Raw genomic sequence first — 22,657 nt, forward strand, 5'->3', positions numbered from 1 at the left:
TTCTATCTCCCACTAAAGACATTAAGCTTATTATCCTGAAGAACGGATATGGCGTGTCTAACCTTATTGGCACCATGATTATACTCAAAAATCGCATTAAGTTCATCATCGGTGTAATCGTCAGCATTTAATGCAGCTTCCCTTATGGATTCAAAGTATATCTTCCTATAGGGCATATTGTTTATCTCTACCCTGTTGGTGACAAGGGTTCCTGCTATAAACAAAACCGGGATTGCCAATGCAAAAAACAGGGACACAAGCGAAAGGATTCCGGGATTACTTCTCCGTCTCTTTCTGCTTCCGGGCTCCAGTCTTTTCTCTTTATGCCTGTATATAAGATATTTTTCATACCAGTCCGTAAACAGAAGGCCATAGATCATTATGAGCCCAAGGACTCCCGGCATATACTGGAGCGAATATCTGCTCTGCCAGGCATAAATTTCTGTAAGAAAAATATACCTCGATAAAAATACCAGTGCATGGCTGCTAAGTCCGCTGACCATAAGTATAAGGGGAAATACTGTTTTTCTGTAAATGCCTTTCCTGAAGAACAGTATAAATGCTATTAAATAGGTTGCAACCACAAGTGCACCGGTGAGATATATCTCACTGTAGTCTATGGCTCCGAGTCCCAGCATTGACTCAAGACATGAACCATCCATCACTTCAGATGCAAAACCGTTAAGTATAAAGTGAACCGTGAATCCGGTCTGCTCTGTCAGCACTTCCATAAGTGTCACATCAGCTGCTCCTGCGTATTCATATCTTGCCATGGAATTGCTCCACAGAAACATCAGCACCGGTATGGCTGTGGTTATAACATATATAGGGATACGGCTTCTGTCCACATTCCGGTTTTTTATCATAAGCATGTAGAAAGCTGCTGTAATAAGGGCTGCACAATACTGTACAATATAGGGGCCCGAAACCAGAAGTGCTATATAGGGAAGCACAGTCAGAAGCACATCGTCATATTTCTTTTTGGTACCTGTAAAAACTCTTTCCAGAATATAGTAGTTATAAAAGAAGAGTCCGTAGCTCAGGAAATGTGGGTAGCCCGAACCATTAAGGAGAAGCTCCCACTTGTTAAGGCTGAAGCCCACTGCCATAAGTGCAAGTACGGAAAACACATTGAGCCGCGTTCTTCTAATATAGAGGTTCACGGAAATCATCATAAGGAGCACTCCCAATATGCCCAGCACTCTGTCAAAGTCCACAGAATAAGATAAAAAGGTGACATTAAACCATCTTATCAGGTAGGTGACCGGGATACGGGTAAGTATGTCCGGCACCATAAAGCTTTCTCTTGCCAGAGTATCCGGGAGATAGCTGTTTATAAGCCTAATATAATCAGAGTACACCACATCGATGGATGCTCCTTTTATATACCATAAAAGAAAGACTGTCCCCAAAAACGGGAGGAGCATCACTGTGCTGCTCCATACTTTATAGACAGGGCTTTGTGTCCTCGCTTCATTCACTGCCTCATGGTAGTTAAGGGCTTTTCCCTCTGAACCGTAATTTAATTTTATGCTATCCCTTTTGTGTGATGGCATCCCAATCTGCCTTTCCGAATATCTGATCTGTTATATCTATATATTCCCTTTGATCTGAGCTTTCAAGCAGTATAACGGAATTATCATAGCTTGCATGCTCCGGAAGCTCTGACACATCATTGATAAAATGTACTTCCGATCCCTGACCGGTTTTCTCCGGATCGTAGGGTTTATAGAAATACTCCCCGTAAAAATCAGTCATACCATAATTATTGTAAAAAATATAGGTCTGACGGACTCCCAGAAAATTCTGATACTTTCCTATGGTCTGATCCGCAAGAGAGTTCACTCTGTCAAGCTCGGTGAAGAAGAATATATTTCTGAAATTACTTCTGTAAAGCTGCTCCACCGGGATCATGAGACCACAGTAGAGAATAAACATTACCGCAAAACATATAACATTACCGGCCGGAAAATTCTCTGTTTTCCTCCGTCGGGAGCGGTTATCCACATGGGCTTCCGGGTTGTCCACTGCCTGGGAACGGCCTGATTTCGCGGTTTTTGCCTCTGCCAGCTTCCCGAACATATAACAAATATAGAGAAGTGCTGCAGTGTAGCTTACATAAATCCACCGTGTTTCGAGTCTTACGGTTATGGAGCTGCAGCCGATACATAAGGCTATGAAGCTTATGAACAACAGGTTTTGTAAAATATCATATAGCGGATCCTTTGTTTTTATAATCTCGCTTATGTAGTAAAAAATCATAACAAAGAGTACGATCCAGCTTCCGTATACGAGTAAGTGCGCCCACAGAGACATTTCCCTCCAATTGATTCCGCAGAGATAAGCTGCCCCCGCATTAACTCCGAAGATGTACTGCACCTGCTGCAGGGCATACATAAATGCCTGTCCGAGCTCGAAGGTTTCGGAAACCTTTGTTCCCGCCGTACCCACCGGCATCGCCTGCCCGGCGATGATCCGCCTGATTCCGAAGAAAAACATAACTTCAAGAAGAGGAATGGCTGCTTTCAGAACATCATCTGAATTAGATTTTTTTCCTGAACCTGATTTTGATCCCTTCAGTTCTTTTGCTTCTCCAAAATCCATATTTCCAAAAGCTACGGATGTTTGCTGTTTCTCAAAACCTTTCTCATTTAAACTTTCATCACTATAAAGCTTGTTTTTCGAGACGCTCCCTGTACTTCTGCTTTTTACCCGAATTCTGTTTAAGAGCAGTGAAAGATAAAACAGCGGAAACAATGCCAGGAACCTCTCGTGGGTGAACAACACAAGAAAATAGCAAATGCAGGCAAGTCCATAATAAATACTCTGTCCACTCTCCGAAAACCTGTAAAGAAGGTAAAGTATGGAAAGTGCAAGGCTGAGGGCCATAGTCTCCAGAAGTCCCAGAACCTGTCCTATCTGGTATCCGGCAAAATGGGAACAGAGATACATGGCCGCAGTAAAAAACGATACCAGCTGTCCCGCTGCCATTTCCCTCCCTTTAAGCTTTAAGGTCTTTGTGAATCCCAGGGAAAAGAAATATATCATAAAGGCTACAGCTATGTTTATCACCGTATTGAACAAGGCATAGTAGTTTACATGCCGCCCCACGATGACAAACTCAAGGTAACTGAGAGCCCAGTAAAAAGGCCTGAAATTACCCTTTGTTTTCATAGGGAAGGTGTACTCCCAGAAGTTTTCCTCTCCGTAATAGGACCAGAGATAAAGATCATCTCCGTAGAGTCCCCTTATCTGAATGTTACGGTTCACAAACAAGCCAATTAAAATAAGTGCAAAAAGTGCAGGAAGCACCATTCGCACTTGTTGTTTAGTTATCTTTTTTATTTTCATATGCTCCGTATGCTTTCTTATAGAAATGCATGAGTAATGCCGCTATGGGTGCAGGATGCAGCTTTTTGAACATCTCCTCTTCCTCCAGCTCACGGTTATGGTTCTCGATATTACGCATGGTCTCAGCTCCCGGATGGATGCGGTAAGCCATAAGGGATTTCTCGATAACTATGAACCTTCCCGGCTCTTTTGCAAGTCTTACCAGAGTCTCCCAGTCTATCACAAACTTATAATCGTTTCTGAAAAGAGGCGCAGGACAGTAGGAAACATTGTAGGTGCAGGTTGGGCAACCTATGCCGTTTCCGTATTTTAATGCTGACAGCTTTACACCTTTCTTATGGGCTTTACAATGATCCCTTAAGCGCCATCTGAGGATTCTCTTTACCCACTCCGAAGTTCCGGGGATAGTATTTCCCTCGCCGTCTATAGTATCGTAACGGCAGCAGAAAAGAGACATATCCGGAAATACATGGTAAGCATTTAAAAGAGCTTTGGTATAGTCCGGAAAATACAGGTCATCCTGGTGGGCTATGGTTACGAGAGGAGCCAGACGGCTCCCCTCTTCATATGCAAAATTCCAGTCTTCCTTAAGTCCGTGATGCCCGTTTCTTACATAAACGGGATACCCGAACCTGGCACTGCATTCAGTGATAAACTTATTGGGAGTGGAGGTGCAGATGATAACCTTACTCTCCACACTCTGGTTTTTCAGAGAGTTAAGAAGGTAAGGAAGATATTCGGATTCACCATATGCAGCTACCGCAAAGCAATGCTTATACTTTTTCACACTCTGTATCCTCCCACAGATACCGTTTTTCTTTAATATCTGTCACGAAGCCTTAAATCTGATCCAAAAGCTTCTCACTTCCTGTAATCTGATTCAAAATCATCACGGATCTTGTTCCATGCTCCCTCAGGGGAGTAATAATCCTTTATGAACTGTACTGCCCTCCTGGACATATTCTCAATATCATAGCTGTTGTTATAAAGCTTTATAACATCTTCGGCAAAGCCATCTTCAGTGTCCTGAATGTGGAGAGCGGTTTCTGCCTCAGGTATTCCCTCTGCTCCGCAGGAGGTGGTAACCACTGCAGCCCCTGCATGAAGAGCTTCGACAACCTTGCCCTTTACACCTGCTCCGTAACGGAGAGGTACCACTACAACCCGGTTCTTACGGTAAAGCTCATCCAGCTGTTCGATGGTAACAAAGCCGAGAACATTGATATCCGGACGGTTGTTAAGAGCGAGCACCTCTTCATCAGCCTTTGATCCGGCAACATTAAGCACTACATCCGGAATACGGGCTCTGATTTTCGGAAGGATCTCGTTTGCAAACCAGAGAAGACCATCCTTGTTTGGCGGATGTCCGAAACCACCCACAAACAGAAGTCCCTGCTTGTTTGCATAATCCTCATCCAGCACCGCCGGCTCATCATATACATAGGCGGTAATGCCTTTGACATTGATGGTAGGATCCTCTTTACGCACGATCTCAGCCTCAACCTCTGACGGGAAGTAGCTTGCGTCAGCCTTACGCATAACACCATACTCGATGTTGTGCCAGTACTCTGCATCCTCCCTGGTATTCTCGTCATGATTAAGCTCATACTCTCTCATGAGACGGAGAGAATGAAGGTCATGACCGAAGTAGATAACCTTTACATCGGTGTTATCACGGAAATAATCAATATATTTCGTTGCAATGTGCGGTCTGTTGAGATATGCGATATTAAGGAACTTCTTATTCTTATCTATCCACTCCCAGATGCCGGCCTGCATGGTATTTCCGTACAGTACCTCGATGCCCATCTGCTGAAGCTCTGAAGTGTAAGGCTCTTCATGAGCAAAATTGTCTCCGAGGAATTTAACCTTGTAGCCAACGCTCTTGAAAAGCTTCATATACTGATAGTCAAGCTTGGAGCCCGCATCCTTATCCCAGGTAGGCACATAGTGATCCACCACCAGGATATACTTACTGTTCTGTCCTCTTTCACGGGCAGCAAAAGGATTGGGATTTCCATCATTAACAGACTGGTTTTTCAGTTCCTCAGCCCACTTCTCCTTAAACTTCTCCTGGTTAACAACCTGATAATGCTTAAGTCCCGAAGTATCCTGGGTATCCGTTCCGTTGGACACTCCCTCAAAGTGAGTGATAACGGATTTCGGCTGGAACACAACCTTCTTTCCATGCTTACGCACTTCAAAAGCAAGGTCCGTATCCTCATAATAAGCCGGAGCGAATCTCTCATCAAATCCGCCGATTTCCTTCCAGAGATCGGTACGGATCATGATGGCTGCACCGGAAATGTAGTCAACTTCCTTTACATAATTGTATTCCGGCTCCTCCGGATCCTGGAGTCTTCCGTAATTCCAGCCTGAGCCGTCTGACCAGATTATGCCGCCGGCCTCCTGGAGACGTCCGTCGGGATATACCAGTTTGGAGCCCACCATACCGATGGAATCATCGCTTTCTATAAGCGAAACCAACGAATCAAGCCAGCCTGCATTAACCTTGGTATCATTGTTAAGGAAGAAAATGTACTTACCTTTGGCAATCTCGGCTGCCTGGTTACAGTTCTTAAGGAAGCCCATATTCTCACGGTTTCTTGCGATAACCAGATTGTCTGCATAAAAACCGATCTCTCTTGTGGCATCCGTTGACACGTCATCTGCTATGATGACCTCGTAAGGAGTCTTCTGAAAATCCGTGTTTTCCTTGATGCTTATGAGACACTGATAAGTATAGTTAATCTGGTTGTAGCAGGGTATAACGATGCTTACCAGAGGAGTATCTGTTTTTTCAAAGCTTACCTTTCCGTACTCACTGTAGGCAGATCCTATATTGAAGTCGCCTCTTATACGGTTCTTGCCCTCCGCAGTGAAAAACAGCGGTAATGTTTTAACCGGGTGTCTGAAGCTCTGCCCGATATAGTAAAGCACCTTACGTTTGCGGGAGCCCACCGGGAATCTTCTGTTATAGGCATTGCTTATCTTTTGAGACAGCTTTCCCCTGATTCCCATACGAAGTCTATAGTATTCCCGTTCTTTTATGAGAGTTTCAATGTCTCTCTCATGGATCTCGATGACCTTTGTAAGGTTCGCTACGTGAACAGCAGTCAGCCGGTTAACCTCACGCTCCTTTTTAAGAGCGATCTTATTCTCTTCGTTTCTCTGACCTAGTACTATAAGGTCATTCTCTGCTACCGCAAGTCTTCCCTTAAGCTCATTGAATCTGTGGACAGTCACCTTGTTCTCGTAGTAAGCATTGATATTGCTGTCCCGGCCGTCTCCGTGGACATAAACCTGGAATTCCTGCTCTTTATCAAGAAGCTCATTGCATTCCGGCGTAGTGAATCCAAAGTTACGCATAAATCCGAAGAGATCATCATAACTGAGCTCATTTCTGTAGGAAAGATACCAGTAATAAAGTATTCTGAACTGTAAAAATCTTACATCCACAGCCTCGGTCAGTACCCACTCACAGTCTATGAGGGTGGGCTTACCGTTAACCATGATAACATTATCAAAGAGGCAGTCGAGATTTGCCGGTTTTATCTCACCGTCTCTCTTGCCTATAACCATATCAACGGATTCCACAAGCTCCTTTACCGGAGCAACTCCGTCTTTTATGAGATCCGCAAGGAGTCTTCCGAGATTCTTTCCTTCAAGATAGGGATAAATCTGGTAGCTTAATCGCTGGAAATCTCCCAGAGCATGACTTGTCTCCTCAGCCTTTAGTACCTCCAGCGTAGGATTAACCTCACGCTGCTCCTTAGCCTTTGCTGTCAGAGAATCGATGTGAGCATTGGCTTCAGGTGTAATGCCTGACTTTGCCACATGCTTTATATCCCTGCTGTCCTTATAAATAAGTGTCTTTATGGCGTACTCCGGCTTACGGCTTGAATTGTATTTAATGTATATGGGGCGATACTTTCTGTAATCCTTCGCCCGGCTTTTGTGTGAACCCCGGGGCTGGAAAATGTAGAAGTAAGAAGGCGCGAACTCCTGGAATTCGTTTTCCTTTACCAGAAGACCTATCTTCTCGGTTTCGTCAGAGGGTCCCGGCAAACGCTCATCAGTATAGAAATTAAGGGGCATCTTTAATTCGGGAACGGGATAATACATCCACTCCTTTGAATCGGGCTCACTCTCCTTTAACCTTTCCCGAAGCGACTTAACCTCTGACCAGCGCATATATACGGTGTCTCCATCTTTTTCTCCGGAGGAGAGACGGTCGATGTCCAGGGCATTCTGCATACCAAGCATGATGCAGCCACCCTCTTTAAGCCAGGTGCCGGAGAGAGACCTGAACATACCTTCGAGATCACCCTTGAATATCTTAAGTACTCTTTCTGTGAGAACAGGTATGATAATGTAATCATATACCGTCTCATCAAGTCTTCTTGAGACATTACGGACTCTCTTTTCAAGAAGTTCTCTGAAGGGAGCAGTATACTCCTTGTCTCCCAGTACCAGAACTGAGGCATCTCTCTCCATGCCTGTGGTCATATCGTCAAAATAGAACCACTCTATCAAATTGGTCATATGGTGTGTGAAACTCATTGTTTGTTATGCCTTTCCAGAGTCACCTTCGACTCCATGTCGTAAACACCGACTGTGTTTTTGTTTGAGAGCACCGTAATGGATGCTACATCATATTTTCTGTCATAGACTACGTGCTCTCCCTGCTCAAAACCTGTGCAGGACATGCTTAGAAGGTACTCGCCTCCCTGCAGCGTCATCCGCTGTGTGAAGGTGCAGACATATTCGTCCCCTTCCTTTACGGGATCTATGCTGCACTCCTCGATCATTGTATTGGTGCCTGTCAGATCCGCACCCCTCTTGTCTTTTATTGTGAATGTAAAAATCGGAGCTTCCAAAGGCGCATTGAAACGTATCTTTTCCTTTATGGAGAAGGTCTCCCCCTTAACTATAACGTTTGTCACCTTGCCTCTTTGATCAAGGATTCCGAGATCATAAATTGAAGCTCTTCCGTCACCATAATGCTGAAGATTAGGGTTCAGATTAAGTTCATCCTGCATCAGATGTCCGTTGTTATGATGGATATCATCCTTTGGATCGTTACGACCTTCTTCCGGTCCGAATGATTCTTCCGCATCCCTCATAGCGGCTCCGCCAATGCTGTCCACTCCGAAATCCTGACCCTCTATAAAAGAAACAGCGGCCTCTGCATCCCGTTTCTTCTCAATATTCTTTTTATCCTCTTCCGTAAATCTTCCTGCAAGGATCTTTTTATAAAGATCCACCATTTCTCCGGGCTTTCCCTCAGCGATTTTTTCACCTTTATTTATAAGGACAACTCTGTCACAGTATTTCATTACGGATCCGAGATCATGAGTAACCATCAGAATGGTGGTTCCGTTCCTGCGAAGCTCATCCATGCGGTGATAGCACTTGGCCTGGAAGAAAACATCTCCTACGGACAGAGCCTCATCCACAATGAGTATCTCAGGATCCATGGCCACATACATGGCGAAAGCAAGTCTTACGAACATACCGCTGGAATAGCTTTTTACAGGCTGGTTCACAAAGTCCCCGATATCTGCAAAGTCCAGGATTTCCTGAAGCTTCTCATCCATCTGCTCCTTTGTGAAGCCCATCATGGTTCCGTTCATGTAGACATTCTCAATACCGGTATAATCCGGATTAAACCCGGCACCAAGCTCAAGAAGGGCACATATTATACCCTTTATGTTCACCTCACCATCTGACGGGGTAAGGACTCCGGTTATGATCTTAAGGATAGTGGATTTACCGGAACCGTTTGTTCCGATGATTCCCACAGACTCACCTTTACCGACCTTGAAATTTATATGATTAAGAGCATAAAAATCACGATGATAATTCTTATGGGTCAGGCTGACAGCCTCTTTAAGTCTGTCTATAGGCTGATCGTAGAGCCTGTAGATCTTTGTCACATCCTTTACGTCTATGACAAAGTCGCTGTCCACCATACTTTCATTATCACCGGCTTTTTCGCTTGTGTTTTTTATTTCATTATCTGCCATAAAAAAAATTCTCCAGATGTGCGTATGCACATTTGGAGAATATAATAACATATTTCTTCATGTTTTGCCACACCGGTCACAGTTCGGACTAGACATATGCAGTCCAGATCCGGAGGACATCCATTTTAAAACGGGTCGCTACGGCAGAAAAAACTTAAACAGCCCACTAAGCGGCTCTAGGCTCCCGGTGTCTGGTATGTAGCTATGTTACTGCTGCCGGTGGATGGAAGTGTTCCGTTGTAACCAACGGCTGAGCTGTTAGTGGTTGCCGGTGCGGAGGATGTTGTATTCTGGGTTGTGGCAGCTTTAGTGCTTGTGTTTGCTGCCGCTGTAGTTCCCGTGGAAAGTGACTTTCCTACTTCCGGGCTTGCTGCATTGGTTACCAGATGACCTTCGCTGACTCTGTAGCTGTAGGTTCCGGTCTGTACGCCCTGAGTTCCGGATATCTTTGCTGTTACGCTGTTTCCGGGACCGACATAGGTTCCATCAGCTATTCCGGTGGAGTTTGCCAGTGTCTGATCAGAGGTCTGTATCGTAGGAAGCTGGCTGTTGGTAAGGGAGCTTGCCTTACTGTTGGAAATAACGTGATCCACAACAGTTACCATATTGGTGTTCATACCGATATTGGCTGCTGCGGTTGCCGCTGCATTAAGAGCAGCAGTACTTTCACTGGTGGTATTGCCTCCCCTTGCCGCTTTTGCTGCATCTGCAGCCGCATTGGCTGCCTCTATGGCTGCAGCCGTATCAGTTTTTGTCACTGCCTGTGTTGTAAGAGTAAGATTTGGAGCAGGTGTTCCGTCGGGAGCCGGCTGTCCTGCATAAACAGTGGTCTGCACTCCGGTTGCTGTATCGGTCCAAACGGCTATGGGACCATACAAAGTATACTGCCAGTCGGAAAGACCTGTCATACTCATAGAAATTGAAAGAGCCATAACGGCAATGGCAGTGTTTCTTATTTTATTAAGCTTCATTACTGTCTCCTGAAATACTCTGTGATTTTTTGAGTATATCACAGGGTTTATTCAATGGTCAGAATGTCTGAAAAACCTGTTACATTGAATATCTCATCGATTTCCTCGGAAACATTTCTGATAACCATTTTTCCCTGCTTATTCATCTTCTTCTGAGCTGAAAGAAGAACACGAAGTCCGGCACTGGAGATATACTCAAGTGCTGCAAAGTCAAATGTAAGCTCAGTTACGTCCTGGATTTCTGCATTGATCTCCTGCTCAAGCTGAGGTGCTGTTGTTGTATCAAGGCGTCCCTCAAGTACGAGATCTAATTTGCTGTCCTCTTTTTTCTTTGTGATGTTAAACATACTATTTCTTCCTTTTCTGTTTTTATAGTTTTAATTATTTACATATTATAGTCAGATCAACATGATCATTCTTTACACCAACTATAACATCTTTTGCAAGACTTGCAACTATAGACTTTTCCAGTTCGTCACTGGCATCTTCCATTTCTTCTCCCTCAGAGTCCTGAATCGTACCTCTGTAGTTCTCAAGTGACCACATCATGGGGACTCCTGCTGCGGGGTACTCTCCCATGAGTCCCATGGACATAAAATCATATCCTACGCCGTACTCCTGCTGAAGCTTTGCGCTTTCATCAAAACTCAAAAGTCCGTTTTGGATGATATCGCTTATTTTTCCCATAAAGCCTTTTGCCGCTGCGTTTTCATGGCTTGTGGAAACGGAGAGCAATGCTTCCTTTTTTCCTTTGTCCATGATGGTTTCTGCCTGAAGTCTTACCCTGAATTCTCCGTTTTCTTCTTCTATCCAGAACAGGGCCTCAAAGTCTCCGGTCATGGCACGCACCATACCTAAGGTTTCTTCACAAACAAGTCTCAAGTGAATGGCCTTTTTGTTTTCCAGTGCTCTGCTTCTGATGTATTTATCAACTGCGTTCAATGCTTCTTCGGTGCTTTCATCTCCGCCGTTGATCCTGATTTCACTCATTTTCTTCATGCCACGATCTCCTTTCATTCATACTTTTTCTATTTTACACCCTAAGTGGCTGGATGTCTCAAAAATTTTTTAACTTTATCATACAATTCGGAGGAATGGGGCGGTCAGAGCATGGGGGCAGCCGGTTAAAAACGGGTCGCTGCGGCGGAAAAATCTGAAACAGCCCCCTAAGCGGCTCTAGGCCCTCGCCAATGTCAGAGATTTTCTCTTATGAAAACTCTGACTTGGCGAGGGGGCTAAGGAAAAGGGAACCAAGAGCCGCTAAGGGGGCTGTTTCTGATTTTTCTCGTCCTCGCTCAACGTTTTTAACCGGCTGCCCCCATGCTCTGACCTTACTCATCACTGGCCTTACAGTTATCATCAAAAAAAGACTATCGAATTTCCAGAGGAAATCCGATAGCTTTTGGGGGTAGAAGTGTTTTATTTAAGAGTGCTTTATTTCTGTAGAAAGTTTGCCGAGATGCTGGTCTATTACTATTTTGTCGCCTTCCTGAACTTGGTCTTCGAGGATGGCGCGGGCTACCAGTGTTTCGACGTTTTTCTGGATGAAACGGCGGAGAGGACGGGCACCGAACTGTGGTTCGTAGCCGTAGTCTGCGACGTATTCCTTGGCAGAATCTGTGAGCTCGATGGAGATCTGTCTGTCTTCGAGTCTCTTGTTGATGGACTTTATCATGAGGTCTGTGATGTGGCCGATGTTGTCCTTGCTGAGAGGCTTAAACATTATGATCTCATCAAGACGGTTCAGAAACTCGGGGCGGAAGGCTCTCCGGAGTTCGTCGTTAACGTTCTTTCTGGCGGCTTCCGTGATGTTTCCGTTTGAGTCTATGCCATCGAGAAGATACTGGGCACCGAGGTTGCTTGTAAGTATGATTATGGTGTTTTTGAAGTCAACGGTCTTGCCCTGGCTGTCTGTGATACGTCCGTCATCCAGTACCTGGAGAAGGATGTTGAAGACATCGGGATGTGCCTTTTCTATCTCATCGAAAAGGACTACCGAGTAGGGCTTACGGCGAACGGCTTCAGTGAGCTGACCGCCTTCTTCATAGCCAACGTATCCGGGAGCCGCACCGATGAGTCTGGAAACGGAATATTTCTCCATGTACTCTGACATGTCGATTCGAACCATGGCATTTTCGTCGTCAAAAAGGTTCTGGGCCAATGCTTTTGCAAGCTCTGTCTTACCTACACCTGTAGGTCCCATAAAGAGGAAGGAACCTATAGGTCTTCCCGGATCCTTTATGCCGGCCTTTGAACGCTGGATGGCTTCCACCACCTTTTCAACGGCTTCATCCTGACCTATGAGTCTCTTGTGGATCTCTTCATCAAGGTGAAGAACCTTGCTTCTCTCGGATTCATTAAGCTTTGATACAGGGATTCCTGTCCAGCGGCTTACGATCTTTCCGATTTCTTCTTCGGTTACCGTTTCCTGAAGGAGAGCCTTGTCCTCATTGTGGACGCTGTTCTCTGCATCTGAAAGCTGTTTTTCAACCTGCGCCAGATCCTGATACTTAAGCATTGAAGCTTTTTCATAATCGCCTGTCTGCATAAGCTTTTCGATTTCTTTACGTATCTGGTCTCTCTTTTCACGAAGCTGCTGAAGGTTTCCGACGGAGTTCTTTTCGTTTTCCCACTGGGCGGATTTTGCGTCAAACTCCTCCTGAAGCTCAGCAAGCTCCTTTTCTATCTCCTGAACTCTTTCCTTTGAAAGCTTGTCATCCTCCTTTTTAAGTGAGCTTTGTTCCATCTTAAGCTGGGTGATATGGCTCTTCATGGCAGCCATTTCCTCAGGCATTGACTCCATCTGGGTCTTTACCATGGAGCAGGCTTCATCCACAAGGTCAATGGCCTTGTCGGGAAGGAATCTGTCGGAGATATATCTGTCGGAAAGCATTGCCGCCGCCACCAGAGCATTGTCCGTAATTGATACGCCATGATATCTTTCATAGCTGTCCTGAATACCTCTTAAAATATAGATAGTATCCTCTACAGTTGGCTCGTCTATCATTACCGGCTGGAAACGTCTCTCGAGGGCTGCATCTTTTTCTATATATTTATGGTATTCATTAAGAGTTGTGGCACCGATACAGTGGAGCTCACCTCTTGCAAGCATAGGCTTAAGAAGGTTTCCGGCATCCATGGCACCATCGGTTTTTCCGGCGCCTACTATGGTGTGAAGCTCATCAATGAACATAAGTATCTGCCCGTCGGACTGCTTAACTTCATCAAGAACTGCCTTCAGTCTCTCCTCAAACTCTCCTCTGTACTTTGCACCTGCCACAAGGGAACCCATGTTAAGGGCAAATATCTTTTTATCTTTAAGACTTTCAGGTACCTCACCGGCAGCTATCCTCTGGGCAAGGCCTTCAACAACTGCGGTTTTACCTACACCGGGCTCACCGATGAGAACCGGGTTGTTCTTGGTCTTTCTGCTGAGGATACGGATAATGTTTCTGATCTCCTCATCTCTTCCGATTATGGGGTCAATCTTCTGGTCCTTTGCGCTCTGTACCATTTCATAGCCATACTTATTTAAGGTATCATAGGTGCTCTCAGGATTATCTGTGGTTACTCTCTGATTTCCTCTTACTTCCGAAAGTGCCTTCAGGAACTTATCCTTTGTGATGTCATATTCCTTAAGGAGCTTCTTAACCGTAGGATCCGCTTCCTTGATTATGGACAGGAAGATGTGCTCTACCGCAACATAATCATCTCCCATAGATTTCATATGGTCTTCAGCCCTTGTAAGAGCGAGGTTTGCAGCCTGTGACATATACATCTGACCGTTTCCGGATACCTTGGGAAGCTTTGAGATTTCAGCTTCAAGGGATGACTTAAAGCCATCCACGGAAACTCCCATTCTTTTAAGAAGCTGGGCGATGAGACTATCATCTATAGTTATAAGGCTGTACAGAAGATGCACCTGCTCCACATACTGGTTTCCATACTCTGTAATGATATCCTGACACTTATTTATGGCTTCAACTGATTTCTGTGTAAACTTGTTAATATTCATAATATCCTCCTATAAACGCTTGTTTTTCGCCGTTTATTTCTGACATACAGATACAGATCTATCCGGCTCCTTAAAAACCCTTTTCTTTGTTAATGTCTTTTACTTTGGTTCCGGTCAGGGTTCCCCGGATAAAATCCGATTCTCTCTGTCTCCCTTTTATAGTAATGATTATATCTCGATTGTTAGCACTTTCAAGTGTCGAGTGCTAATTTTAGACTTTTTTTAGTAAGTTTATAAACTGTTTGTTTTGTGCATTTTCACCATAGATTTTACTTTTTATACATTTGCCTGCCTTTTCCGTTATTTATAAAGCATTCTTTTTCACTTTTTTGCTCCGTTTTTCAAGAACACATAGTCTCTTTTCAGACCTTGTCACAATTTAGACTATAGGCATATCTGAAGATCGGTCATATACTGAGCACACAAATTCATACGGAGGCAACATGACAGTATCTCATCTGGTTCTTCTGCAGTTCCTTTACGGTTCAGCACTCACCGATCTTTATGACCGGCGCATACCAAATACTTTTACAGGTATGTATCTTTTACTCGGATTATTTCTCAATTTCCGGTGTATCTCTTTTCTTCATATGACAGGTACTTTCAACCTTTCATACTCACTCAGCTTTCTTGTAACTTTTCTGGTCTCAGTTCTGATCCTGTCCGTTCTCACCGCTATGACCAATGCAGGCGCAGGAGACGCCAAACTAATCGCTCTTATCATCTCTTGGACCGGTTTTTATGAAGGTCTTCATTTGTTACTACCCGGTCTCATCCTGGCACTTGCATTTATTCTGATCAGCAAAGCTGAAACAGTTTTCGCATCTTCTATATGTAAAAAAGTAAACATTACCCCTAAATGCTTTTTTATGCCCACAAAGATCCCTACAGCTTTTTATCACCCCTACAAACAAAAGCTAAAGTTTCTCTTTCCGGAGCTTAAGTGCCTTCTTATAGATTTCAGGATTTTTGAAATCTGCCTGAGGCTCCCGGAAAGAGGTACTCTTCCCCTCGCGATCCCTGTTTTTCTCGGTGCAATTCCGGGACTGATCACTACTTCACTCCGGAGTCCCTTGTGGACTTAGGAGTGAACATACTAAAGATAAGGAGTTTTTATGCATCATATTCTTGCTTTCTTTGATGAAGATAAAACCTACTGTGACAGGTTCAGAAAATTTGCTTCCAACCATTCCAACTGTCCGTTTACGGTTTATTCTTTCGATAATTATCATGATCTTAGGAACTTTTCCCAGGACCATCCCATAGAATTGCTGGTTGGAAGCGAAGCCAAAAGCTACAATTCCGGAATTTCCGGAGCCAAGACCTATTCAGGATCTGCTTTTGCCTCCGTCCATGATGGTTCGGGAGATTCTTATGACAGGAAGTATTCCTTTGAAACGGGAAGATCCCTGGTTTCGGAACCTGACCTTTTATATCAGATACCTGCAAAATCCATCATTAAGCTTTCTGAGACACCGGTTGAATCCGGGGATGCCGAAGTACATCATTCCGGTTCTGACGGAAAGTACCGGATATATAAGTATCAGTCCGGCGAAAACATTCTTCGTGAGATCATGACCTTTTACGGACATAATACTGCGGCTTCCAAAAGGAAAGCATCAGGCAGACATTCAAAGCTCTACCTTATATACAGTCCCATCGGGCGTTCCGGAAAAACCCGTTTTGCACTTGCTCTTACCAGGGTATTGCAAAAGGATATGAAACCTCTGTATCTGACTCTTGAGGAGGTTTCTTCTCATCATTTGGCCGATGATGACGTTATGTGCCGTGGCACCTTGTCTGAGGCAATGTACTTTTATAAAGAGGGGAAGCTTACGGGGGATCGGCTTCAGGAGCTCATACTTCATGATGCTCAGATGGACTCCATCCTTCCCGTAAGGACACCGGAAGACATAACCACTCTCACTCCCCAGGAAATAGTCGGATTCATTGAACACCTGAGAACTGTTTCAGGAAGGGATGCCATCATACTTGATACCGACAGCATTTTAAGCCGTATTGAGGGTCTGCTGCCGCTTTGCGACTGGACCTTTATGCCGGTAACAGATGACATTAAGGGAAACTCCAAGATAACAAAGCTCGAAAACTATCTCTCAAAAAACCTGGCTCCGGAAGCTCTCAGTCACATATCAAAAATCGTGGTTCCGGAAACAGATCGGGACATCTCTTATATTGATGCCATGGAGAATCCCTCAGACCCTCTTATTAATTTCGCAAAGGCTGTAGTACAGAATTATATATATGAATAAACATGAACACTTTAAATGAAATAAAAAAAGAACTAAAACAGGAGATTCTTTCGGATCTTAAAAACGAGCAGAACCTTCAGGATGAAGAGCTCTACGGAAGGATCGATGAACTGTTACTGTCACGAAATGACATAAGTCTCAAAAACAGACTCTATCTCCGTTCTGCCATCTTTAACAGCTTCCGGCGTCTGGATGTTCTTTCAGAGCTTTTGGATGATCCGACCATAACAGAGATCATGATCAATTCCCACCGGGAAATCTTTATCGAACGTTTCGGTCATCAGGAAAAGTGGAACAGAAGCTTTGAATCCGAGGATCAGCTTGAAGAAGTCATTCAGTCCATAGTTAGTAAGGTTAACCGTACCGTTAATACTTCAAACCCCATCGTTGACGCCCGTCTTTCAGACGGCTCCAGAGTCCACGTGGTTCTCCCGCCCATAGCATTAAAGGGACCCACTCTTACCATTCGTAAATTCCCGGAGCCCATCACCATGGATAAGCTTATAAGCTATAAATCCCTGTCGGAAGAAGCTGCAGCCTTTGTTAAGGATCTTACCAGAGCCGGCTACAACATCTTTATCTCGGGCGGTACCAACAGTGGAAAGACCACCTTCCTTAATGCCTTAAGCCAGTACATACCGGCTGAGGAAAGAGTTATCACCATCGAGGATTCCGCGGAGCTCCAGATCCGGAATGTTCATAATCTTGTTTCCATGGAAACCAGAAATGCAAATTCCGAAGGTGAAGGACAGGTCAGTATGGCGGACCTTATAAAGGCCTCTCTCCGAATGTCTCCAAACCGTATCATCGTCGGTGAGGTCAGAGGCGGTGAGGCCCTGGATATGCTCAATGCCATGAACACGGGACATGACGGCTCCATAAGCACGGGTCACGCAAATTCTGCAAAAGACATGCTGAAACGTATGGAAGTCATGATACTTCAGGCTGCAGATCTGCCTCTTCCCGCCATAAGAAATATGATAGCTTCTGCCATAGATGTAGTCATTCACCTGGGCAGGACAAATGACAGGAAAAGACGTGTTTTAGAAATATCGGAGGTACTTGGAGTTGAAAACGGAGAAATCGTCCTTAACCCGCTTTATAAATTCGACGGTGAAAAGCTTCAGAAGCTTTCGGCCCTTAAACAAACAGACAAACTCATTAATAAATTACAATGATTACAGCTTCACCATACCGGAATATCTCCGGCATGTTCTTACAGCGGTGGCAGCCGATGCACTGGTGAGCTATACATTTTACCAAAGCAGGACTGTATTTCTGGCAGCACTTCCGGTATGCCTCATTTACCCTTTTCTAATCAGAAAAACTTTGGTGGAAAAAAGGCGCCAGCAATTGCTTGATCAGTTTAAAGAGGCCTTATCTACATTGTCCTCATTCCTTAGTGCAGGTTATTCAACGGAAAATGCCTTCAGGGTTTCGGTTCCGGAGCTTAAGCATATGTACTCCGAGGACGCTCTCATAGTGAGAGAATTTGAACATTTCACAAAGGGTATGGATCTCAACAAACCTTTGGAGGAGATGCTTTCGGATTTTGCTTACCGTTCTGGACTGGATGATGTATCCAATTTCGCAGAGATCTTCATCGCCGCGAAAAAGAACGGCGGAAACCTTGTGCAGATCATCGCACATACCTCCGGTATCATAAGGGATAAGGTTCAGATAATGGAGGATATCAAAACTCTGAATGCGTCAAAGCAGTATGAACAGAAGGTAATGAATCTCATTCCTTTCGTCATCATAATCTATATGAATTTTTCTTCCCCGGACTTCTTCAGGTCTCTTTACACCCAGACTCTCGGCCGCGTAACCATGACTGTATGTCTTCTTTTGTATTGTCTTGCAGTTTATCTTGCAAACCGCATTATGGATATAGAGGTGTAACAAATGAAAGCTAAAAATACATTTATTACCTCTTTTGAAAACAGGATAAAACAGCTTTCATTAAAGCTCGGTAAAATCCCACGGAAGCTGCTGAAGGAACAGATGCTTTGCATAGGCGTATCGCTGCTCCTCAGTGTTCTGGTTTTTCTGAGTTCCCAGTCCGGAAACATTATCACCGGCGGGAACCTCATAGAAAGAAACAGCTATGGAAGCAGTGACAGAAATCTCACTTTGGAGGTCTCCGGTTTACGTGATGACTCGGACGTGTCCCTGGATATAAAGGTAAGTCCCAGGCGTTACAGTAAGGAGGAAGCCGATCTGGTATTTCAGGATATCGTCGAAAATATCGAAGGCATAATCATAAAGGATGAGGGTGAGAGTCTTGCGGCTGTAAGTCGTGATCTAAACCTTTTAACGAAGCTTAAAGACAGAGGTGTCGATCTTTCATGGGATTTTTATCCGGAAACGGAGGATCAGGAATCCTACAGAAAATACAGACATCTTATCGACGATAACGGTCAGGTGCATAATGACAGCATACCTGAAGGTGAGGTTGTTACAGGCTACCTTTCACTTATCATGAGTACCTATATAGTCCCGGAGGAGAAATCTTCCCTGGATGATACCGCAAAAGACTACACTAAGATCAAGTATCACTCCGAGCCCTACAAGATCTATGTTAATGTCATCCCTCCCGAATTCAGTGAATATGAGCTTCTTCTGAGAAGCCTTAAGGAAAAGATAAATGCAGCTGATATGTCCGCTCTTGGTGATGATTCCCTGACTCTTCCCACAGAACACGAGGGAAGAGCCCTAAGCTATCATGAGCCTTCAGATCAAACCTATCTTTTTATGCCTCTTCTCGGTGTGATAGCCGCCATGGCTTTATATCTTCGTCAGGGTTCTCTTGCAAAGGAAGAAAAAAAGAAAAAAGAGATTCTTCTCATGCTTGATTATTCCGATCTCGTATCGAAGCTCATGGTCTATACCGGAGCCGGGCTCACCATAAAAAATGCCTTTATAACCATTTCCAAAGGCTATGACAATCTGGTTCAGAGGAAGCTGAAACCGGATCGGCCTCTTTACCGGGAGCTCAGAACCCTATGTTTTCAGTTCAACAGAAATATGCCGGAATCCGAGGTTTATCTAGACCTTGGGCGACGCATAAATCTCAAGTCTTATACAAAGCTTGTATCTCTTATCGAGCAGAACCGCCGTAATGGAACAAAAAATCTCAGAGCCATGCTGGAGCTCGAAATGAATGATGCTTTCGAGCAGCGGAAAACCACAGCCAAACGTCTGGGAGAAGAGGCCGGCACCAAACTGCTGCTTCCTTTGTTCCTGCTGCTTGGCATAGTGATGGTCATAGTTATCGTTCCGGCTCTCACAGCCATAAGATAATGCTTCACCTTCACATTTTAAACCCCTTTTTTTCGGAGTAATATCCGTTCAACCATAAAACATGGTCCTAATCTGAAAGGACCGGCAATCCCTTTTTTTCCCGTCCGGGATAATCCGGACAAATCATTAACCGCGGGCACAAAAGTGCCACTTAAAAATCATTAAACGAGGAAATATCCTCGGAAGGAGAATCAAAATGAATATCACAACAACATCTATGCTTTTTTCACCCTTATCTGTTTTTGCTTTCGGCCCCTTCGGTCCCCTTGAGGATCTGGCAAGAAAGCTTATGGATTTTTTCAGAAGACTTCAATTCTCTGTTTTCTGCTGCAATCAGAAGGCAAAGAGAGCCGTAAGATCCCATATGGATTACGTTATAAACGGAGAATCCGGAATCGGAACCATCGAAATGGTGTTGATTCTGGTAGTGTTGATCGCCCTTGTTCTTGTATTCAAGGGAAGAATCAATGACCTCCTCACCAACATCTTCGATCAGATCGACAGCTCTGCTCAAAGCGTTTATTAATGTTTAACGGAAGTACCAAAGAAAGGAGCCTTACGGATTCTTTTACGGCATTCAGTTCCGCGTGGCTCCGACCATTAAAAACCACAGGCAGTTCAAAATCATCAGTGACCATCTTTATGGCACTGAGTTTCACCATGATCGCCGCCTTACTGCTGACGATAACAGAATCCTGCAGAACTGTCGGAGAACGGTTCTACTGGCAGGTTGCGGCAGATGCCTCCATGGAGTCTCTTTTCTCACAGTACCATCGGGGACTATGGGAAAACTATCGTCTGCTCGGTCTTCAGTACCGGACAGACGGAGATCTCATAGAAGAGTTCTTTGATTTTTCCGAACCATACAGAAGTGCCCATAATCTTTTTCCCGGAAATCTGAAGGAGGAAAACATTGACCTCAGCGATCATCTTCATATCACCGAGGATACCTGTTTTCAGGAAGAAATTCTTGAATACATGAAGTACGGAATGGTTGATTCTCTGATCCGTTTTGCAGGTTCGGAGAAAAACGAAGCCGATCTTTCGGAGGAAATGCAGAATATCTTTAAGCGTACCTCCGAAACCTCTGAAATAAGGGAGCTCCAAAAGAAATATGCTCTTGATTCCAAGGATTTAAAGGCGGTGGAGGATGCTATTTTTAATGTTGACGCCACAGCCAAAAGCTCCAAGGCCTGTCACTATGATGCATGGTCAGATTTGAGTAATGAATCCCCTGACGGGTTCTACAGTTCGAAAGACAGCTTTATGAGATCCCTTGACAAAATAGACTCAGCGGTTTCCGATTACAGAGACGCAGCGGATCTTCTCGCTTTAAGAGTCTCTGAACTAAGGAGCGACTTTGAATCCCGTAAGTCATCCCTTTCCGAAGAGGGCATCGCCGCCATAGATGCGGAGATTTCCGAATACGAAAGCTATGTTTCGGGAACCGGAACCGTAAGATCCGAAATAGAAGCCATGCCTGCAAAGACTCTTGAGCTTCGGAGCGAAGCTGACCGTGTGGAAAACGAAGTAATAGAATTTGAAGACTGGCTTCAGGAAGCAATGGCTGAATGTGACGAGGAGGATGAAGAGGAAGAGGATTTTGATGACGAGATAAGCGCTTTCTACAGCAGTGCCGCATCAGACTGGAACAGTTTTCCACTTGTGACCTATAACGGCGAGGTATCGGAGATAAACAGCCATAACAAGCAGCTTCTCGACAATATCATCACCTTTATAGAGGGTAATCTGCTGTCCATGGTGCTTCCCGATGGTCAGGCAATTCCATCAAAAGCAAAAGTCAATGACAGTAATCCACATTTTATGACGGATTCCACAGCCAATCCGGTGGAAATAGCTCTTATTGGAGAATATGCACTGAAGTATTTCAACTACTATCATCAGGGTACCCAGGATAAAAAGTCTCTTCCCCCAAGCGGAAATACAGGTCTGGAGCTTGAGTACCTTCTTCAGGGTAAGGAAAGTGACTATGATAATTTATCGGAATTTGTCACAAAGCTTGTCACCTTAAGAGAAGGGCTTAATCTCATATATCTCTACACGGATACCGCCAAAAGAAATGAAGCCAGGGCGTTTGTTACTTCCTTTTTGTGTGTAACCGCAAACCCTGCCCTTATATCGGTTTTCACCTTCTTTGTTCTTGGAGTCTGGGCTCTTGCCCAGTCTATAAAAGACGTAAAGACATTGCTCTCAAACGGACGCGTGCCTGTTTTTCATAATTCGGAAACCTGGTCCATGGATATAGGCGGTTTACTGGATTTCGGAAGCAGCAGATCCATTGAAGCAGACAATGCAGCAAAAAAAGGCCTTTCCTACAGAGATTACTTAAGAACCTTTCTGCTTGGACAGGGCATCATGGATCAGACTCAGATCAACAAAAGGATGCTTAGCCGGATAGAAAAAAATCTTCGAACAATAGGTAAGGATCCGGAATCCACTTTTTCCATAGACGAATGTTTATATGCTCTGGAAATTGACCTCCAGCCGGACACGAGACACGTTATGTACGGTATCGGAGTTTTAAATCTCATAGCAGGAAATGTTCCCGAAAAAGATTACTCTTTCAGGGTTTCGACCTATTACAAATATAAAAATGATACACATTAAGTGAGCCCGACATGACCATGAAAGTATTTAAACCTAAATTGCGCTTATTTCAAAACTCCAAGTACGAACAAACGCAATCAGAAAATAAAA

The 22,657-nt window shown here is 44.4% G+C and carries 16 protein-coding genes; 7 read left to right on the top strand and 9 right to left on the bottom strand.

What is annotated here, in order from left to right:
- Window positions 1-2: 2 nt before the first annotated feature.
- The 9 genes from G625_RS0101780 to clpB form a co-directional block, all read right to left on the bottom strand.
- The gene (locus tag G625_RS0101780; RefSeq protein ID WP_049895577.1) at window positions 3-1,556 is read right to left on the bottom strand and encodes a hypothetical protein; all 1,554 of its coding nucleotides are present in this window, start codon (window positions 1,554-1,556) and stop codon (window positions 3-5) included.
- Window positions 1,534-3,351, bottom strand: a complete 1,818-nt coding sequence (locus tag G625_RS0101785; RefSeq protein WP_156884991.1) for a hypothetical protein — start codon at window positions 3,349-3,351, stop codon at window positions 1,534-1,536. The genes G625_RS0101780 and G625_RS0101785 overlap by 23 nt, the downstream gene beginning before the upstream one ends.
- Complete coding sequence (locus G625_RS0101790) at window positions 3,329-4,138, bottom strand: glycosyltransferase family 2 protein (protein ID WP_044931215.1); 810 nt, start codon at window positions 4,136-4,138, stop codon at window positions 3,329-3,331. The genes G625_RS0101785 and G625_RS0101790 overlap by 23 nt, the downstream gene beginning before the upstream one ends.
- Before the next feature lie 74 nt (window positions 4,139-4,212).
- Window positions 4,213-7,896, bottom strand: coding sequence for a glycosyltransferase (locus G625_RS0101795; protein ID WP_242826572.1), 3,684 nt, complete (start codon window positions 7,894-7,896; stop codon window positions 4,213-4,215).
- A 14-nt stretch (window positions 7,897-7,910) separates the two neighbouring features.
- Complete coding sequence (locus G625_RS0101800; RefSeq protein ID WP_044931273.1) at window positions 7,911-9,326, bottom strand: ABC transporter ATP-binding protein; 1,416 nt, start codon at window positions 9,324-9,326, stop codon at window positions 7,911-7,913.
- 230 nt (window positions 9,327-9,556) lie between these two features.
- The gene (locus G625_RS0101805) at window positions 9,557-10,351 is read right to left on the bottom strand and encodes a hypothetical protein (protein ID WP_029199754.1); all 795 of its coding nucleotides are present in this window, start codon (window positions 10,349-10,351) and stop codon (window positions 9,557-9,559) included.
- A gap of 47 nt (window positions 10,352-10,398) precedes the next feature.
- Entirely contained in the window at window positions 10,399-10,698 is a 300-nt protein-coding gene (locus G625_RS0101810; protein WP_029199755.1) for an STAS domain-containing protein, read from the bottom strand.
- A 34-nt stretch (window positions 10,699-10,732) separates the two neighbouring features.
- Window positions 10,733-11,350: a hypothetical protein gene (locus G625_RS0101815; RefSeq protein ID WP_029199756.1), complete on the bottom strand. Its 618-nt coding sequence runs from the start codon at window positions 11,348-11,350 to the stop codon at window positions 10,733-10,735.
- A gap of 424 nt (window positions 11,351-11,774) precedes the next feature.
- The gene (clpB, locus tag G625_RS0101820; protein WP_029199757.1) at window positions 11,775-14,366 is read right to left on the bottom strand and encodes an ATP-dependent chaperone ClpB; all 2,592 of its coding nucleotides are present in this window, start codon (window positions 14,364-14,366) and stop codon (window positions 11,775-11,777) included.
- A 443-nt stretch (window positions 14,367-14,809) separates the two neighbouring features.
- On the opposite strand from clpB, the gene G625_RS0101825 reads away from it, so the two are divergent.
- From G625_RS0101825 to G625_RS0101855, 7 genes are all read left to right on the top strand, one after another.
- Complete coding sequence (locus G625_RS0101825) at window positions 14,810-15,451, top strand: prepilin peptidase (protein ID WP_029199758.1); 642 nt, start codon at window positions 14,810-14,812, stop codon at window positions 15,449-15,451.
- Between the two features lie 30 nt (window positions 15,452-15,481).
- Entirely contained in the window at window positions 15,482-16,636 is a 1,155-nt protein-coding gene (locus G625_RS0101830; RefSeq protein ID WP_029199759.1) for a hypothetical protein, read from the top strand.
- Between the two features lie 2 nt (window positions 16,637-16,638).
- Window positions 16,639-17,814 carry a CpaF family protein gene (locus G625_RS0101835; RefSeq protein ID WP_029199760.1) on the top strand — a complete coding sequence of 392 codons (1,176 nt, stop codon included), beginning with the start codon at window positions 16,639-16,641 and terminating at the stop codon, window positions 17,812-17,814.
- A gap of 175 nt (window positions 17,815-17,989) precedes the next feature.
- Entirely contained in the window at window positions 17,990-18,538 is a 549-nt protein-coding gene (locus tag G625_RS0101840) for a type II secretion system F family protein (RefSeq protein ID WP_242826573.1), read from the top strand.
- A 3-nt stretch (window positions 18,539-18,541) separates the two neighbouring features.
- Complete coding sequence (locus G625_RS0101845; RefSeq protein ID WP_049895579.1) at window positions 18,542-19,939, top strand: hypothetical protein; 1,398 nt, start codon at window positions 18,542-18,544, stop codon at window positions 19,937-19,939.
- Between the two features lie 196 nt (window positions 19,940-20,135).
- Window positions 20,136-20,465 carry a CRISPR-associated endonuclease Cas2 gene (locus tag G625_RS23590; protein ID WP_044931222.1) on the top strand — a complete coding sequence of 110 codons (330 nt, stop codon included), beginning with the start codon at window positions 20,136-20,138 and terminating at the stop codon, window positions 20,463-20,465.
- On the top strand, window positions 20,465-22,567 hold the full coding sequence (locus tag G625_RS0101855; RefSeq protein WP_049895581.1) for a DUF5702 domain-containing protein: 2,103 nt from the start codon (window positions 20,465-20,467) through the stop codon (window positions 22,565-22,567). The genes G625_RS23590 and G625_RS0101855 overlap by 1 nt, the downstream gene beginning before the upstream one ends.
- Window positions 22,568-22,657: the final 90 nt, after the last annotated feature.

Source organism: Oribacterium sp. NK2B42 (genome assembly GCF_000424445.1).
Taxonomy (GTDB): domain Bacteria; phylum Bacillota; class Clostridia; order Lachnospirales; family Lachnospiraceae; genus Oribacterium.